Annotated in this window: 17 protein-coding genes; 13 read left to right on the forward strand and 4 right to left on the reverse strand. The window is 63.1% G+C overall.

Features of this window, described 5'->3' with window-relative positions; genetic code table 11:
* The 3 genes from CACC_RS01115 (at position 1) to CACC_RS01125 (ending at position 2,548) form a co-directional block, all read left to right on the forward strand.
* Positions 1–591, forward strand: coding sequence for a TlpA family protein disulfide reductase (locus tag CACC_RS01115; protein WP_005276498.1), 591 nt, complete (start codon positions 1–3; stop codon positions 589–591).
* On the forward strand, positions 588–1,289 hold the full coding sequence (locus tag CACC_RS01120; protein ID WP_005276499.1) for an NUDIX hydrolase: 702 nt from the start codon (positions 588–590) through the stop codon (positions 1,287–1,289). Before CACC_RS01115 ends, CACC_RS01120 begins: the two co-directional genes overlap by 4 nt.
* Positions 1,290–1,351: 62 nt before the next feature.
* Entirely contained in the window at positions 1,352–2,548 is a 1,197-nt protein-coding gene (locus CACC_RS01125) for a MarP family serine protease (RefSeq protein WP_005276500.1), read from the forward strand.
* Between the two features lie 42 nt (positions 2,549–2,590).
* On the opposite strand, the gene CACC_RS01130 is transcribed toward CACC_RS01125, so the two are convergent.
* The gene (locus CACC_RS01130) at positions 2,591–3,499 is read right to left on the reverse strand and encodes an alpha/beta fold hydrolase (RefSeq protein ID WP_005276501.1); all 909 of its coding nucleotides are present in this window, start codon (positions 3,497–3,499) and stop codon (positions 2,591–2,593) included.
* A 78-nt stretch (positions 3,500–3,577) separates the two neighbouring features.
* Positions 3,578–4,081, reverse strand: a complete 504-nt coding sequence (locus CACC_RS01135) for a phage holin family protein (protein ID WP_005276502.1) — start codon at positions 4,079–4,081, stop codon at positions 3,578–3,580.
* A gap of 126 nt (positions 4,082–4,207) precedes the next feature.
* Here CACC_RS01135 and CACC_RS01140 point away from each other — a divergent pair, with 126 nt between their 5' ends.
* From CACC_RS01140 to CACC_RS01175, 8 genes are all read left to right on the forward strand, one after another.
* Positions 4,208–4,924, forward strand: coding sequence for a hypothetical protein (locus CACC_RS01140; RefSeq protein ID WP_005276504.1), 717 nt, complete (start codon positions 4,208–4,210; stop codon positions 4,922–4,924).
* Positions 4,925–5,273: 349 nt separating this feature from the next.
* Positions 5,274–6,344 carry a septum site-determining protein Ssd gene (gene ssd / locus CACC_RS01145; RefSeq protein ID WP_005276506.1) on the forward strand — a complete coding sequence of 357 codons (1,071 nt, stop codon included), beginning with the start codon at positions 5,274–5,276 and terminating at the stop codon, positions 6,342–6,344.
* Positions 6,341–7,543: a TadA family conjugal transfer-associated ATPase gene (locus CACC_RS01150; protein ID WP_005276509.1), complete on the forward strand. Its 1,203-nt coding sequence runs from the start codon at positions 6,341–6,343 to the stop codon at positions 7,541–7,543. The genes ssd and CACC_RS01150 overlap by 4 nt, the downstream gene beginning before the upstream one ends.
* Positions 7,536–8,315: a type II secretion system F family protein gene (locus CACC_RS01155; protein WP_005276510.1), complete on the forward strand. Its 780-nt coding sequence runs from the start codon at positions 7,536–7,538 to the stop codon at positions 8,313–8,315. Before CACC_RS01150 ends, CACC_RS01155 begins: the two co-directional genes overlap by 8 nt.
* Positions 8,312–8,935, forward strand: a complete 624-nt coding sequence (locus CACC_RS01160; RefSeq protein WP_005276512.1) for a type II secretion system F family protein — start codon at positions 8,312–8,314, stop codon at positions 8,933–8,935. Before CACC_RS01155 ends, CACC_RS01160 begins: the two co-directional genes overlap by 4 nt.
* A 58-nt stretch (positions 8,936–8,993) precedes the next feature.
* Positions 8,994–9,197 (forward strand): DUF4244 domain-containing protein, encoded by a 204-nt coding sequence (locus CACC_RS01165; RefSeq protein WP_005276515.1) that lies wholly within the window; start codon positions 8,994–8,996, stop codon positions 9,195–9,197.
* A 33-nt stretch (positions 9,198–9,230) separates the two neighbouring features.
* Positions 9,231–9,545, forward strand: coding sequence for a hypothetical protein (locus CACC_RS01170; RefSeq protein WP_005276517.1), 315 nt, complete (start codon positions 9,231–9,233; stop codon positions 9,543–9,545).
* On the forward strand, positions 9,538–9,861 hold the full coding sequence (locus CACC_RS01175) for an Rv3654c family TadE-like protein (RefSeq protein ID WP_005276520.1): 324 nt from the start codon (positions 9,538–9,540) through the stop codon (positions 9,859–9,861). Before CACC_RS01170 ends, CACC_RS01175 begins: the two co-directional genes overlap by 8 nt.
* Here the strand turns inward: CACC_RS01175 and CACC_RS01180 are convergent.
* A complete protein-coding gene (locus CACC_RS01180; protein WP_005276522.1) occupies positions 9,858–12,230 on the reverse strand; it encodes a DEAD/DEAH box helicase in 2,373 nt (790 codons plus the stop codon). The genes CACC_RS01175 and CACC_RS01180 overlap by 4 nt on opposite strands.
* Positions 12,231–12,410: 180 nt before the next feature.
* Here CACC_RS01180 and CACC_RS01185 point away from each other — a divergent pair, with 180 nt between their 5' ends.
* Positions 12,411–12,614 (forward strand): cold-shock protein, encoded by a 204-nt coding sequence (locus tag CACC_RS01185; RefSeq protein ID WP_005276524.1) that lies wholly within the window; start codon positions 12,411–12,413, stop codon positions 12,612–12,614.
* 36 nt (positions 12,615–12,650) lie between these two features.
* Here CACC_RS01185 and CACC_RS01190 read toward each other — a convergent pair whose 3' ends face one another.
* Complete coding sequence (locus CACC_RS01190; protein WP_005276525.1) at positions 12,651–13,280, reverse strand: DedA family protein; 630 nt, start codon at positions 13,278–13,280, stop codon at positions 12,651–12,653.
* A 246-nt stretch (positions 13,281–13,526) separates the two neighbouring features.
* Here CACC_RS01190 and topA point away from each other — a divergent pair, with 246 nt between their 5' ends.
* Positions 13,527–16,520, forward strand: a complete 2,994-nt coding sequence (gene topA / locus CACC_RS01195; protein ID WP_005276527.1) for a type I DNA topoisomerase — start codon at positions 13,527–13,529, stop codon at positions 16,518–16,520.
* Positions 16,521–16,546: the final 26 nt, after the last annotated feature.

The following is a 16,546-nucleotide window of genomic DNA, read 5'->3' on the forward strand; positions in this document are numbered from 1 at the left end:
ATGAAAAAATACGTCTTCGGCACCGTCATTGCGGCCATTGTCATCGCTGTCCTCGTGGTGGTGGGGGTCATGCAGCTGCGTGGGGATGACACCGGCGCGGGTGAATCGGCGCAGGCCCCTGGCATGGAATCGGGCACGGCGGGCGACCAGGACGTGGCCGAGCGCCCAGATTGCCCCGCGGGGCCCATCGCCGGGGTGGATCTGGAATGCCTGGGCGGCGATGATGCCGGTGAGGGGGACAAGGCGGATGAGGGAATTACCATTGCCAACGTGTGGGCGTGGTGGTGCGAGCCGTGCCGCGCGGAATTGCCCTACTTGGACGAGGTGGCAGAATCCCACCCGGACTGGAAGGTCATTGGGGTGCACGCGGATAAAAACGCCGCCAACGGGGCCGCGTTCCTCAATGACGTGGGGGTAGACCTGCCGAGCTTCCAGGATCCGGATAATAGCTTCGCGGGCACGCTGGGCCTGCCGGGCGTGGTTCCCGTGACAGTGATCCTCCGCGATGGCGAAGTGATAAAGCAGGCGGCCCAGCCGTTTACCTCTGCGGACGAGATTGAAAAGACGGTCAAGGAGGCGCTTGCCGGATGAGTAAAGTATGGCCCGAATACACACCCGAGTGGATAAAACCCGCGCTGGGCGTCGATACGAGTCAGGTGCAAGAGCTCATTGGTAAGCGGCAGGCCTCGCAGCTCAATGGCTCCGAGGAAGAGGTGCCAACCAAGCGGGAAGCCGCGGTGCTGATGCTACTGAGCGGAAACAGCGTGGAGGATGGCGAAATTTTGCTCACGCACCGCTCGCCGTCGATGCGCTCGCACTCCGGCCAGATTGCCTTCCCGGGCGGCCGGCGGGATCCGGGCGATACGTCGCTGGTTGATACCGCGCTGCGGGAGGCATGGGAGGAAACCGACCTGCAGCGCCATACGGTCACGCCCTTAGAACAGTGGGAACAGCTGCACATTCGCGCCACGGGCAATCCGGTCAGCCCGATTTTGGCCCATTGGAAGCAGCCGGGCGAGGTCTATCCCGCAAGCCCGGCGGAGACCGATGATGTGTTCTTCGTCCCGATTAGGGAGCTCATTGACCCCCGTAACCGCCTGCTGGTGGGCTTCAAGCAATGGCAAGGCCCGGCGTTTTATGCCAATGATTACGTGATTTGGGGGTTTACTGCCGGGGTGCTGGCAGCATTATTGGAGCATTCTGGGTGGAGCGTACCGTGGGATAACAATTCGGTCATAGACCTGCGTGACACCCTCAAAAAGTCCCGCAATAATGAGAAGATGTCCTAATTGCCCGCGCGCTTGAGGCGCCGGGAGACGCACGAGATTTCGATAGAGAAAGAACCAAAGCCATGACTGCTGCGCTCATTGTTGACGGCCTGATTGTGCTTGCCGTGTTAGCAGCATTGCTCAGTGGTTGGCGCAATGGTGCGCTCGCCGCGGTGCTCTCCGCCATCGGCGTGGGCGCGGGCCTCGTGGTGGGCATCGCCGTAGCCCCCAGCGTATTGCGCACAGTGGACGAGCCTTCGCTGCGCCTGCTCCTGCTCGTGGGCATCCTGGTTTTGCTGGTGGGCATCGGGCAGATCATCGGTTCTTCCTTGGGCACCAGCGTGCGCGATCGCATGAAGGCGCGCAGCACCCAACGAATAGATTCGCTCTTCGGCGCGGTCTTTCAGTCCTTCATCGCGCTCATTGTCATCTGGATGATTTCCATTCCCGTGGCCACCAATCTGGGCGGTTCTGCGGGGCAGGGTCTGCGCGATTCCCGCATCCTGAGCAACCTCAATGCGGCCGCCCCGCCGCGCCTGGCTTCCCTTCCCAATGGCGTGGCGGCGTTGCTCAATGAATCGGGCCTTCCGCCCCTGGTTTCGCCGTGGGAGAAGTCCATCAGCGGCGAGGATGTTGAGGACCCGGCCCCAGACGTGCAGGACCCGGAGCTGGTGCGCAGCATTCGCCCGTCCATCATTCACGTGCTTGGCGATGCCGAAGAGTGCTCCCGCCGCCTCATGGGTTCCGGTTTCGTGGTGGACAATGACTATGTGGTCACCAATGCCCACGTGGTGGCCGGCACCCAAACGGTGAGGCTGGATACAAAGCTCGGGCTGAAAGACGCCACGGTGGTCTACTACAACCCAGAGGTCGATATCGCCGTCTTGCACGCGCCGGATTTGGGCATCCAGCCCCTGCCGTGGGCGCAGCAGCCGGCCCAGACCGGCGACGATGCCATCGTCATGGGCTTCCCGCACTCCGGCCCCTTTAATGCGGAAATGGCCCGCGTGCGCGATCGCATCACCATCGCCGGGCCAGATATCTACTCCCAAGGCCGGGTAGAGCGCGATTCCTATACGGTGCGCGGCAATATCCAACAGGGCAATTCCGGCGGCCCGCTGGTCAATACCGCGGGCGAGGTCTTGGGCGTTATCTTCGGCGCCTCAGTAGATGATTCTGAGACCGGATACGCGCTGACCGCAGACGAGGTCATCGGCCACATTGGGGATGTCACCCAATTGCAGCGCCCGGTAGAAACCGGCGAGTGCGTGGCGCACTAGCTTTCGTATTAGATCCGCGTGGGGAATGTCTCCCCACGCGCCCTACGCGTCGAGCCATCGGCGCAGCTCGTCGACGAACTCCTCGGGGGCCTCGAGGAAGGGCAGGTTCTTGGCCCCTGGGATCGAGGTGGCGCTAAATCCCGCGCGGGCGCGCAGGGCCGCCCGCTGGATGACGGGGTTCCACAATCGCTGTTGGGCGTGGATGAAAAGGACGGGGCGCTTGACGGCTAATTCGGACCAGTTCAAGGGCACCACGGCGGTGCGCATCCGGTGATTCCACAGGATCCCGCGGCGCACCTTGCCAATCTGGGAGGCGCGCAGGCGCAGGGCAAGGATGGACTCTAGGGTGGCATCGGCAAGCGCGGGCCCCGTATCCAAACTGAGCTCCTTGCGGTAGGCTCGGGGGCTAAGCAGCAGGGTATTCGCGCGGGTGACCTTTGGTAGGTGGCAGAGCAGGGAACGCAGGATCATCCACCCAAAGTCCCAGGGGCGCGCGGCGATGGCGCGGCGGATATCAACCGGGTGCGCGGCCGAGACCGACACCAAGCCGCGGACGCGATTGGGGCGCTCGGCGGCCAGGCACCAGGCCACCGCGCCACCGGTATCGGCGCCGACGATATAGGCATCCTCGTGGCCCAAGGCCTGGATGAGGCCATCCAGATCTCCGACCAAGGTGCGGATATCCTGGCCGGGATCGATGGGCGGCTTATCGGACATGCCAAAGCCGCGCATATCCACCGCGGCGACGTGATACCCGCACTGCGCGAGGGGACCGATGACCTCCTGAAAATCGAACCAGCCGCCAAAAGCGCCGTGAATAAAAACAACGAGGGGATCGGCGCTATCGCCCGCTATGGCCACGTGCAGGCGGATGCCCCGGGTGTGGACAAACTCGTGCGCAAAGGGTCCTTCCAGCTCAACCGTGGAGGGGGGAAGTGGTGCTAAGGCCATGGAGGGCAAGGCGCCTTTCTATGTGTACAGAAAATCCGCCCCAGGAAAGGCTGAGGCGGATCTAATAGTGCGTGCGGTTTAGGTATACAGGCCGTGAGTGTCCTTGCGGTCCAGCGACTTCTGCGCCTTGCCCGGAATCAGGTTCTTGAGTTCCTTGGTGGAATCTATGGTCTTCTGCGGCGCCTTGACCTTCTTGACGTTCTTGACGCCGAGCAGGGCGAGGGCACCGGCTGCCACGATCATCACGAGGAAGACGATCAAGTAAGCGGCCCAGCGATCTAGCCAGAGCGCGAGGAGCTCAGCGACGAAGATGAAAAAGAAGAAAGAGCTGTACAGCGCGATGGTGCCGGCCGCACCGAAGAAACCGGCGCCGATGCCGCCCTTCTTTGCGGACTGCGCCAGCTCCGTCTTGGCCAGCTCTACCTCAGAGCGCACGAGCTGGGACATCTGCTCGGTGGCGTTGGAGACCAACTTGCCGATGGAGGTTTCGGAGGACGATGCATCAACATCGCTCAAAGGAATCGAATTAACCTTTGGTGCGAATTGATCGGTGCCGTCAGTAAATAATCCATCGTTGCTCACGATTAATTCTCCTCGTTTTCATCTAAACCTTGTAACGGCCCCAATGATAATAGATACAGCGCGGTTTTACGGTGCCACGCCAAAAGGTAGGGGCCTTCGGGGCTCGGGGCGTCTAGGGCTATCCTAATGTATATGCCAGAAAATGACTCGTTATCCCCGCTATTTCGCCTCCCGGGGGTGAAAGAAGGTGCGGACAAAGCCGCGGCTGCCATCGCGCGCGCCCACCGCAGGCCGGCCGGGCTGCGCAGGTATGAGGTCATCTCCGCGGAGTCCTTGATGCGGGGCGCGCGCGCCAGCGTGGCCTTGGATGGACATGCCATCCCCCCGCACCCTGGCCCGGGCGATGTGGAAAGCGGTCCGCTTGCCGGCGCGGTCAGCGCGTATTCCGTAGCAGCGCCTGAGGTGGTGGATTCTACCGTCCGCTCCTTTGCCCGCGCGCCGCTGCAAGTGCTCGCGCGCATCGACGTCGCTGCCGGCGGCAACGGGATTCCCAGCGGCGATAGCGCGCGCTTGCAAGGCTTGGCGCGCCTGATTGCGCAGGGGAGCGGCCCGGCATTCCGCGATCTTTTGCCAAGCGTCGTGCATGCCGAAATCGCGGCAGGCGAATTCTTTGGCCCGCGCAGCGGCGTGGTGGCGCGGGTTGCCGCCCGCCTGGTCGCCATACACACCGGCTTCGATCCCCGCGGGTTCGCCGTGCCAGAGGTGTATTTCCACCGCCATTCCACGGCCTACCGCGAGTGCCGCGCGAGCTACCGCGACAGCCCCGGCGAGGTGGTGCTTTTTCACCTCTCCGCCTGGGAGGTAGGCGGCAAAGAAGCCGATGCCATCGCCCGCGCGGCCTAACCGTACGCTCGTACCCGGTAGGCGGTGAACATCCATTCGGTGCAGGTCAGCGCCGTGCAGGTAGATAATTTTTCTTAGCTGTTGTGATCGGGTAGTGAACGTGTCATAATAATCGGTGCAAGGCCCCGATATACTGTGCGGCCTGCCCCGGCTCGCCCCCCGAGGCCGGGTTACTGACGGCCCGCGCGCACCCCCGATGCGCGGGCCGTCACCTATATCTACGGTTATCCACAAGGCTTTGTAGAAATTTCAACTAACTGAGCGCTAAGTGGTAGCTTTTGCCCTTTTATCCACAGGCGGGAAGTCCCATCCCTAGTGCAGCCGAGGCGGGTGCTTCAGGCTAGGGGGCATGAATACAGCACAGTCTCGCTCCACCATCGTCGTTGCCATAGGCGAGGAAGCCTTGCGCGCCGAGGCGGTCCATGCCGCCGCCGCGACCAGCCACGAGGTCATTACGGTCACCGATCCCCGCGATATTCCGCGCAGCCTCGCCGGGGCCTATACGGTTCTGGTCGATGCGCTCATGGCGCGCGTTCTCGCCTCGGCCCAAGCCGCACAGGCCACGCCCGCCCCGGTGCTTTTCCTCGCCGCGGACCCAGGGCCCATCGATTATGAGGCGGCGCTTGCCTGCCATGCGGACCGCGCCTTTATTATCCCCGCGGAGATTAAAGACCTGCTGGCGGCTATTGCCCAGGCAGCGCACCCGCCGGAAGATCGCCCCGGTAGTGCTACCATCGCGGTGGTGGGCGCCAGCGGTGGGGTAGGCACCTCCACCTTTGCCGCGGTCCTGGCGCGTTCCCACTGCACGGCGGGCGAACAGGCGCGGGCGCTGCTTATCGATGCCACCGCGCACTCCGGCGGCCTCGATCTCCTCCTCGGCGTGGAAACCGCGCCAGGTGCTCGCTGGCCGGAGCTCAATATTGGCGATGGCAGCATCGACGCCGCCGATCTCTACCGCGCCTTGCCTTCTACCGCCGATGGCATAGCGGTGCTATCCGCAGCGCGCAGTACGGTGAAAGACACCTTCACGCTAGATGCCACGCTTTTGGCGGCGGCGACGTCTGCGGCACACGCGGGAGAGGGCTTGTGCGTGGTGGATTGCACGGCGGAAAATATCCCTGCTTCCTGCACGCACGTGGTGCTGGTGGTGGCAGCGGAGGTGCGCTCGGCAGCGGCGGCCGCACAACTCATCCTGCGCCTGGATGAGGCGCGGCGCGACATCGTGGTGGTCCTGCGCCAACGGCAGTGGGCGGCTCTCAGCGCTCCAGAGGTAGAAGACATCATCCACCACCGGGTCAGCGCCCAATTGCCCACCGTGCGCGGGCTCACCCGCAGCATCGAGATCGGTGGATTACCGGCCCGGCTCCCCGCGGCGCTTGCTAAGACCGCCCGTGCGGTGCGCGAGGAGGTAGGGGCATGAGCGCGGCGATGGATAGTTCGGCCGAAACCATGGAAAAGACCATGGAGAAGATGCAGCGCGTCATTGCCGCCGAGCCGGATCTGGTGCACGACGCCTCTAGCTTGGCCCGGCGGATCCGCGAGGAAGCAGGGGTTATCAGTGACGTCGCCGTGGTGGATCTGCTCCGGCGCCTGCGCCAAGATGCCACCGGCATGGGGCCACTGGATGCCTTATTGGCCCGGCAGGGCGTCACCGATGTCGTGGTCAACGGACCCGAAGACGTCTTTATGGACCGCGGTGAGGGATTAGAGCGCAGCGATATCACCTTTCGCAACGATGGGGAGGTGCGCCAGCTCGCCTCCCGGTTGGCCGCGGCCTCGGGCACGCGGCTTGATGATGCCCAGCCTTTTGCCGATGGCCGCGTCACGCGCCCCGATGGCGTCGTGCTCCGCGTGCATGCACTTCTAAGCCCACCCGCAGTGGGCGGGACGTGCATTAGCCTGCGCGTATTGCGGCAGGCACAAACCACCTTGCCGCAGTTGGTGGCCAATGGCACCGTGCCGGAAGACATCGGCCAGCTGCTTGCCGCGATGGTGAAAAAGCGAGTGTCCTTCCTCGTTATTGGCGGTACCGGTTCCGGCAAGACGACGCTGCTCTCGGCGCTATTGGGAACCGTATCGGAGCGCGAGCGCATCGTGGTTATCGAAGATACGGCGGAGCTATCACCGCACCACCCGCATTGCGTGAGCATCGTCTCGCGCCGGGCAAACGCGGAAGGCAGCGGCGAAATCACGATGGCGCAGTTGCTGCGGCAGGCGCTGCGCATGCGCCCGGACCGCATCGTCGTCGGCGAGATTCGTGGTCCAGAGGTAGTCGATCTGCTCGCCGCGCTCAATACCGGCCACGATGGCGGCGCGGGTACCTTGCACGCCAACTCCCTCTTTGAGGTACCCGCCCGCATGGAGGCCCTCGGCGCGCTCGGCGGCCTGGACCGCAGCGCCCTGCACTCGCAATTGGCGGCCGCCGTCAGCGTGGTTCTCACCATGGAGCGCACGCCACACGGACGGCGCCTGGCCCATATCGGCGTCTTAGAAGGCAATCCGGTCACCCCGCGCATCATCTGGAGCGCAACCGAGGGGCCCGCGCCCGGCTTTGCGGAATTCTCCGCTTCCCTGTTGGAGGAACAGCGCGAAGAAGAAGGGGGTCAGGCGGATGCTTAGCTTCTTATTGCTCGCCGCAGCCCTCTTGCTGTCTGCGCCCTCGAGCGCGGCCCGCATCGCCGGAAAGGGCAGCCGTATAAAGGCCAGCTCCTTGGTCATCTTGGGTGCCGTATTCTGCGGCAGCTTGGTCTTCTTTTCGGTCGGGCGGATGAGCATTGCGGTCGCGGCAGCGATCATCGCTTGGTGCGTGTCGTGGTATATCAAGGACATCATGGTCGCCCGCACGCGCCGGCGCGGCCGCGAGGCCCTGGCCGGATACTTTGGGGTCGTCACCGCTGACCTGCGCGCCGGGGCAACCCTGGCAAGTGCGCTAACACGCGGGGCGGAGTCCCTTCCCGCGACGACGCCGCGGGATATGAGCGCAGCCTTAGAATCCACCGCTACCGCCGTGGCGCGCGGTGCGCCCCCACACGTGGCGCTCTCTGGCGCCCATGCGGATGCGGAACTTACCCGGCTGGGCCACCTGCTCGAATTATCTACTCAGCATGGCATCGGGGTAGCCAGCCTCTTTGAGCAGGCCCAAAGCCGGATGGATGCGCTGCGCCGCCACCACCAATCCACCGCGGCCGGGCTGCAAGGACCCCAAGCTACGGCCACGGTCTTGGCGTGTCTTCCCATTGCGGGCATCGCCATGGGCGGGGCGATGGGGGCCAATTCGCTGGGCTTCTTGCTCGGCGGGGGATTAGGGGGAATCCTACTGGTCATCGGGGTGGGGCTTGCCTGCGGCGGCTTTGCTTGGTCCCGCGTCATTATCAGGAAGGCGGCACCATGATGGCCTTTATCTGCTTAGCGCTGGCCGTACTCGTTGGGCTGCCGGCCACCAAGGGGCGGCTGGGACCTGCTACGGCACAGAACGCAGCGCAACACACGGCGAAGACCCCGCGCGCCGGCCCAAGAAAGCGCGATGGCGCAACAGTGCGCGGGGGATTGATGAGCAAACTCCAGCCCTCTACCACCGTGGATCCACTCCTCGTGGCCGGGGATATCGAGCTTTTCGCAGCTTGCCTGAGTGCGGGCCTGACGGTGCATGCGGCTGCTACGGCAGTTGCGCGCACGGCAGAGGCCGATACCCAGCACCTGTGGGAGACGGTATCCGCGCTCCTAGGAGTTGGCGTGCCCACGGAATCTGCATGGGACCACATGAAGGGCCATGCGGGATTAGAGGACGTGGCGGGGCTTGTCATCTTATCGGGCCAGTCCGGCGCCACCATAGCCGCCGGATGCACGCGAATCTGTACTTCTTTGCGCGCCGAAGCATCTGCTCACGCTACGGCTAAAGCAGAGCGGGCAGGAGTATTCATTGCCCTCCCGCTGGCGGTGTGCTTCCTGCCAGCATTCATCGTTCTAGGCCTCGCGCCCGTAGTGATCAGCTTGGGCGCACAGCTTTTCTAGATGCACCATTTTTCACTTCTACTCAACCACCACACCTTTTAAGAAAGGACTCTCCATTATGTCTGCACTATTTATTAAGTACTCCCAGCTCACCCGCGCCCTCGTCCGCAACGATGAGGGGATGAGCACCATTGAATACGCCATGGGATCGCTTGCGGCTGCGGCACTTGCCGGCGTGCTGTACATGGTCATTAACGGCGGCGGCGTGGTCGATGCCATCGAGGGAATTATCACCGATGCGCTATCGAATACCCCGAGCTAACCGGGCGCACTAGAACACAAGAAAGGAGGAATCATGCGCACGGTAGTCGATGACGATGGTTCCGTGACCATCGAAGCCGCCCTGGCATTAAGCTCCCTCGTCCTCGTGGCGGCGGGCATCATCGGTGCGATCGCGACGATGGCGTCCTATATCGCGGCGGTGGATATGGCGGGCGCGGCGGCTAGGTCGCACGCCATCGGCGTCGAGTACCAACCGGCCCGCGAGGATGCCCGGGTGAGCGTGCGGGAAAGCGCGGGGCTTATTCGGGCATCGGTAAGCGTCGATGCTCCCATCGGCACCATGAGCGCGGAGGCGGTCTTTCCCGCGGAGGTGGCTGGCAATGACTAGCAGGCTCCGCGGTGAGGACGGGTACGCCACCATCGCCGCCACCGGAATCATCGTCGCCATCATCAGCTTATTGCTGGTCATCGCGGCGGTGGGGTCTCGCGTGACCGCGCGCCACGAAGCGCAGGTAGCCGCGGACCTTGCCGCCGTGGCCGGCGCGTGGGCCTTGGCCACCGGCAAGGATGCGTGTGCGGCCGCAGAGAGCGCCGCGCGGGAAAACGGCGCGAGCCTCGAGGAATGCACCGACAATGCACCCGATATCATCGCCGTTGCTGCGGTGCGCGGCCAGAGCGCCACCGCCAAGGCGGGCCCAGTCTAAACCGCGGCCTCCTGCGTCATGGTAACGAGCGCGCCGAGCAGCTTGATGGCACCGTCCTTGCTCAGTGGGTTATTGCCATTGCCGCACTTGGGCGATTGCACGCACGATGGGCACCCGGCCTCGCAGGGGCAGGAGCGCACCGCCTCAAAGGTGGCCGCGATCCACTCGGGGAAGCGGCGGAAGCCTTCTTCGGCAAACCCGGCGCCGCCGGGGTGGCCGTCGTAGACAAAGACGGTGGGAAGCTGCGTATCCGCGTGCAATGCGGTGGATACGCCGCCGATATCCCAGCGGTCGCAGGTGGCGATAAGCGGCAACAGCCCAATGGCGGCGTGTTCGGCCGCATGCAGGGTGCCGGGGATATCGGCGGCGGTAATGCCCATCGCAGAAAGTGCCAGCGGGTCGATGGTATAAGCCACGGCGCGGGTGGTCAGCCGCTGCTCGGGGAGATCGAGGGGGATATCGTCGCCGATGGTGCCATCGGCAAGCCGCACCTGGTACCCGGTGACGCGGTCGGTGACCTCGACCTCCACGTCCGCCACCCACAGGCCCGGGGAATAATTGACCAGGTTATCGGCCTCGCGCACGATGCGAATATCCGTAGTAGAGCGCGGGGTGGTCGAATACTCGGGGGTCTCCGGGCGGGCGAGCGCCACATAATCGGATAGGATGAGCTCCTCGATGACAAAACTTTCGCCCTGGTGCAGGTAGACCGCGCCGGGGTGGACCTGGCTGGTCGCGCGCGCTGCATCGATGGTGCCCAATAGCCGGCCATCTGAGGCATCCACGATCATGACCTCCTCGCCCGCCCCGCCGCGCAGCGATACTGCCGAGTGGGCGGTTTCCGGCGAGAGCTCCTCCGCGATGGAGGCGGGAATGGGCACGGCAAACCACCCGCGCTCCCGGCGGCGCACGAGGCCTTGCTCCGCAAGCTGGTGGATGACCTCGCTGGCACCCCACTCAGCAATGGTGGCATCATCCAGCGGTTTTTCCACCGCCGCGCAGTAGATATGGCCAAAGAGGATATAGGGGTTCGTGGGGTTAAAGACGCTTGCTTCCACCGGTTTTCCCAGTAGCGCATCGGGGTGGTGCACCAGGTAGGTATCCATGGGCTCATCGCGGGCGACGAGCACCACGAGCGAGCCTTGCCCGCGGCGGCCCGCGCGCCCGGCCTGCTGCCAAAAACTAGCCACCGTGCCCGGAAACCCCGCGGTAACCACGGCATCGAGCCCGCCGACGTCGATGCCCAGCTCGAGGGCGGAGGTGGTGGCGACGCCTAATAAGGAGGCATCGTCAAGCGCCTGCTCCAACCGGCGGCGGTCCTCGGCCAGGTAGCCGGCGCGGTAGGCGGCGATGCGCTGCGCGAAATCAGGCCGGCCCAAGCTGCCAGAGAGGGTCTCGGCGGCGACCATCGCCACGACCTCGGCGGAGCGGCGGGAGCGCACGAAAGTCATGGTCCGGGCGCCTTCCGCTATGAAGGTCGCCATCATCTCGGCGGACTCGGTGGTGGCCGCGCGCCGCACGGGGGCGCCGTGCTCGCCCTCCGCGCCCTCCAAGAACCCAGGCTCCCAGAGCGCGACCGTGCGCGCGCCGGTGGGGGCGGAATCCTCAGTAATCGCGTGCGCCGGGCGGCCGGTGAGGCGTTCGGCATGCCGGGCCGGGTCATTCATGGTTGCGGAGGCATAAATGATGGTGGGACGCGATCCATAATGCCGGCACAGGCGGAGCAAGCGGCGCAGAACCAGGGCCACATTGGCGCCGAATACGCCCCGATAGGAGTGGCATTCATCGATGACGATGAACTCCAGGTGGCGCAGCACCCGCGCCCACCGCGCGTGCGCGGCCAGCATGGACATGTGCACCATATCGGGATTGGAAAACACCAGGCGCGAATGATCGCGCACGCCCGTCCGCGACTCCTGGGGCGTATCGCCGTCATAGGGCGCCGGCACCACGTTCTTGAGCTCCGGAATCCCGCGGCACAGCTCGAGCGCGGATTGCAGCTGGTCCGATCCCAGGGCCTTGGTGGGGGTGAGGTAGAGCGCGCACGCGGTCTGATCCTCTGCCAGCCGGGTGAGGATGGGCAGCTGGTAGCCCAAGGATTTGCCGGACGAGGTGCCGGTAGAAATCACGGCGTCGCGGCCCTGCCACGCGCATTCGGCGAGCTCGGCTTGGTGCGCATAGAGCTTGCCGATGCCCCCATCTACCACCTTCTCCTTCAACCCCGGCAGCACCCACTCAGGCCAGTCGGCGTAGCGCGCCCGCTTTGCCGGGAGCGTGGTGTGAAACGTCAGGGTGGACTCAGAAAGGCGCCGCTGGATGAGTTCTAGGAGCTCTTCACCAATGGGGTTATCGCCAGCCGGGTGAGACAATTTTTACCCCCTTGTGAGTTAAATCTATCGCTTTGGCGTGGAACGTGTCACACTGTTGACAGGCCAATGTTGTCTTGGTGCGGTTTTATACTTCACGGTACTGCTCGAGGACCCATTTACCGAATAACTACCGGCGCGGCAATCCGCGCTACCTCTTTAAGAAAAGGAACTCAGTTCACCATGACACAAGGAACCGTTAAGTGGTTTAACTCCGAAAAGGGATACGGCTTCATCGAGCGCGAGGACGGCGGCGGAGACATCTTCGTGCATTACTCCGAAATCCAGGGCAGCGGCTTCCGCACCTTGGAAGAAAACCAGAAGGTCAGCTTCGAGGTTGGATCCGGCCCGAAGGGCGACCAGGCGCAGGCCGTTTCCATCCTCTAAACCCCAGGGGGTTTAGAGCCCCAGGGGGTTAGAGCCCTAGGGCGTTTCGGCGTAGCCGCGGCGGGTATCCCACCACTCCATGATGCTGTTTTGGGCCTTTTGCAGTCCCAAGCCGATGAAGATGGCGGCGATAATGCTGATGACCATCGCAAATAGTGGGGTATCGGAAAACGCCATGCCGCCCACATAACCAATGGCCAGGGCCTGGAATACCCAGAGCATCACGCCAATGGTGTCGAAGAAGAGGAAGACCGGCCAGGGAAAGCGCATTGACCCCAGCAAAATGGTCATAAAGAGCCTGGCTGAGGGGATAAAGCGGGCAATAATAATGGCCGCGCCGCCGCCGCGGCGCACATTGCGTTTTACCCAGGAGAGGGCCTCGTAGGCCTTCGTTCCTTTTTGAATGCGGTTAAGCAGCGGCATGAACCGCGTGCCCAGCAAAAAGCACAGGTTATCGCCCAACATGGCTGCTACGAGCGCCACAAAGAACATGGTGGGCAGGTGCGGAAATCCCTGAGAACCGGACCAAGCGCCGACCATATTCAGTGGGATCTCGGAGGGGAGCACTGGAAAGAAGCAGTCCCCGAAAATGAGCAGGCCCACGATGGGATAAACCCACTCCGTGCCCATGATGGCTTCAATCCACATGGTTACTGTGTCAACCATCTAATCCTCCACGGGGTGTGTTGTGGGTGTGCTATCGTCCCCAACAATGCTTTCACAGCTGCTGGACTTTCTAAAAAGGTCAGTATAGACCGGTTCGGTGGGGGTGCGAAGCGCCCCCTACACAGCCTTTTGGTGTTACCGAGTATATGGTGCGAAGAACGGTATAAACCACCTGTGTACGCTAGGGGCGATTGCTGAAAGCGCACAAATTTTAATGTTCGCATCATCGAAAGGGATGAAGTCGAAGTGGCAGAAGCGGCCGAGCCGGGCAAAACTTTAGTGATTGTGGAGTCGGCAACTAAGGCGAAAAAGATCCAGCCGTACCTGGGAGATAACTACATCGTGGAGGCCTCCGTGGGCCATATCCGCGATCTCCCGCGGGGCGCTGCCGACGTGCCGGCGAAGTTCAAGAAGGAATCTTGGGCCCGCTTGGGTGTTAACCCGGAAGATGACTTCGCCCCGCTTTACGTCGTTAGCCCGGATAAAAAGAAAAAGGTCGCTGACCTTAAATCCAAGCTGAAGCAGTGCGATAGCCTCCTCCTGGCAACAGACCCGGACCGCGAGGGCGAGGCCATTGCTTGGCACCTGCTAGAGGTTTTAAAGCCCAAGGTGCCGGTGCGCCGCATGGTCTTTAATGAGATCACCAAGTCCGCCATCCTGGAGGCGGCGGAAAACACCCGCGACTTGGACTATGACCTTATCGATGCCCAAGAAACCCGCCGCATCCTCGACCGCCTCTATGGCTACGAAGTCTCGCCGGTGTTGTGGAAGAAGGTCATGCCGCGCCTTTCGGCCGGGCGCGTGCAGTCGGTGGCCACGCGGGTCATCGTCGAGCGCGAGCGCGAACGCATGGCGTTTATCTCCGCCGATTACTGGGATTTGCTCGCCACCTTGGACGCGGGAACCGGCAGCGGCGAGGGCCCGTCGGCCTTTGACGCGCGCCTGACCGCGGTCAATGGCAAGCGCGTGGCTGTGGGCCGCGATTTTGACGATCGCGGAAACGTGAAGACCAAGGACGTTATCGTCATCACCCAGCCGCAGGCAGAAGCCTTGGAAAAGGCCCTGCAGGGCGCGAGCATGACAGTAGCCGGGGTAGAGCACAAGCCTTATACCCGCAAGCCTTATGCGCCGTTTATGACCTCGACGCTGCAGCAGGAGGCGGGCCGGCGCCTGCACTTTACCTCTGAACGCACGATGCGCATTGCACAGCGCCTTTACGAAAACGGCCACATTACGTATATGCGTACGGACTCCTCTTCGCTGTCCAAACAGGGCTTGAACGCCGCGCGTAGCTCCGCTACCAGCATTTATGGCGAAGAATACGTCTCGGATTCCCCGCGCGTTTATGACCGCCGCGTCAAAAACTCGCAGGAGGCGCACGAGGCGATCCGCCCCGCCGGCGAGTCCTTTGCCACCCCAGGCCAGCTGTCTAGCCAGCTGGATGCGGAGGAATTTAAGCTTTATGACCTGATTTGGAAGCGCACCGTGGCCTCGCAGATGGCCGATGCCAAGGGCACCTCCATGAAGGTGGCGGTCGCCGGCACCGCGACCACGGATAATGGCGCCTATGATGTCGAGTTCTCTGCAACCGGCCGCACCATTACCTTCCCGGGTTTCTTGAAGGCTTACGGCGCCGACGAGGATACGAGCAAGAAGAGCGAGAACCGCCTGCCGCACCTGGAGCAAGGCCGCGATCTGAAGGCCGAAGAGGTCTCGGCAGAAGGCCACTCCACCAACCCGCCGGCGCGCTATACCGAAGCCAGCCTGGTGAAAAAGATGGAAGACTTGGGCATCGGGCGCCCGTCGACGTATGCCTCTATCATCAAGACCATCCAGGACCGCGGCTACGTGGTCTCGCGCGGCAACGCCCTGGTTCCCTCTTGGGTAGCCTTCGCCGTGGTGGGCCTCTTGGAGGAAAACTTCACCGAGCTGGTGGATTATGACTTCACCTCGTCCATGGAAGATGAGCTGGACTCGATTGCCACCGGCACGGAGGATGGCACGGACTGGCTCAACGGCTTTTACTTTGGCAACGCTGAGGCCAACGAGCACAAGGCGGCCTCCATTGCGCGGCATGGCGGGCTGAAATCGCTTATCGATGTCAACCTCGAGGCCATCGATGCCCGCAAGGTCAACTCGCTCAAGCTCTATACCGATTCGGAGGGCCGCGAGGTCTTCGTGCGCGTCGGCCGCTACGGGCCCTATATCGAGCGCGCGATCGGCACCAACGAGGACGGCAGCGTGGAATACCAGCGCGCCAACCTCTCGGAGACGGTGACCCCGGATGGGCTGAATGAACAGCTGGCGGAAAAGCTCTTTGCTACTTCGCAGGGCGGGCGCCAGCTGGGCGAAAACCCTGAAAACGGCCGCATGGTGGTGGCTAAGGAAGGCCGCTTTGGCCCCTATGTCACCGAGGTCGTCCGCGATGATGAGCGGGAACAGGCCGAGGCGGAGGCCTTGGAGATCGTCGCGAAGGAGCGCGCCGAAGAGGATAAACAGCGCGCCGAGGAAGGCAAGCGCGCCAAGAATTGGGAGACCAAGACAGCCGCGAAGCAAAAGGAAAAGCGCATCAATGACTACATTGATGAGAAGCTGAAGCCGGGCACGGCCTCGCTTTTTAGCTCGATGGAGCCGCTGACCGTCACGCTGGAACAGGCCCTTGAGCTGCTATCCCTGCCGCGCGAGGTGGGCGTGGACGACGGGGAGATGATCACCGCCCAAAACGGCCGTTACGGCCCGTACCTGAAGAAGGGCACGGATTCGCGCTCGCTGGCTAAGGAAGAGCAGATCTTTAGCATCACCTTGGATGAGGCCCGCCGCATCTATGCGGAGCCGAAGCGTCGTGGCCGCGCGGCCGCACAGCCGCCGCTGAAGCAGCTCGGCGATAATGACGTTTCGGGCAAGCCTATGACCGTTAAGGATGGCCGCTTCGGCCCGTACGTCACGGACGGCACCACCAATGCGTCCCTGCGCCGCGGCGACGATCCGGAGCAGCTTACCGATGCCCGCGCCAACGAGCTCCTTTCCGAGCGCCGCGCCAAAGAGGCCTCTGGGGAGACGAAGAAGAAGTCCACGAAGAAGTCTTCTAAGAAGAGCACAAAGAAGTCGACCAAGAAATCGACGAAGAAGGCAACAAAGAAGTCCAGCAAGAAGGCCACTAAGAAGGGCACGAAGAAATCCAGCTCGAAGCCTTCGCCCGGCACGAAGAACGTGGTTAAAGCCGGCTCGCGGAAGAAATAAGCGCGGAAATAAGTAAGGTGGCGGGC

Source organism: Corynebacterium accolens (assembly GCF_023520795.1).
Taxonomy (GTDB): Bacteria; Actinomycetota; Actinomycetes; order Mycobacteriales; family Mycobacteriaceae; genus Corynebacterium; species Corynebacterium accolens.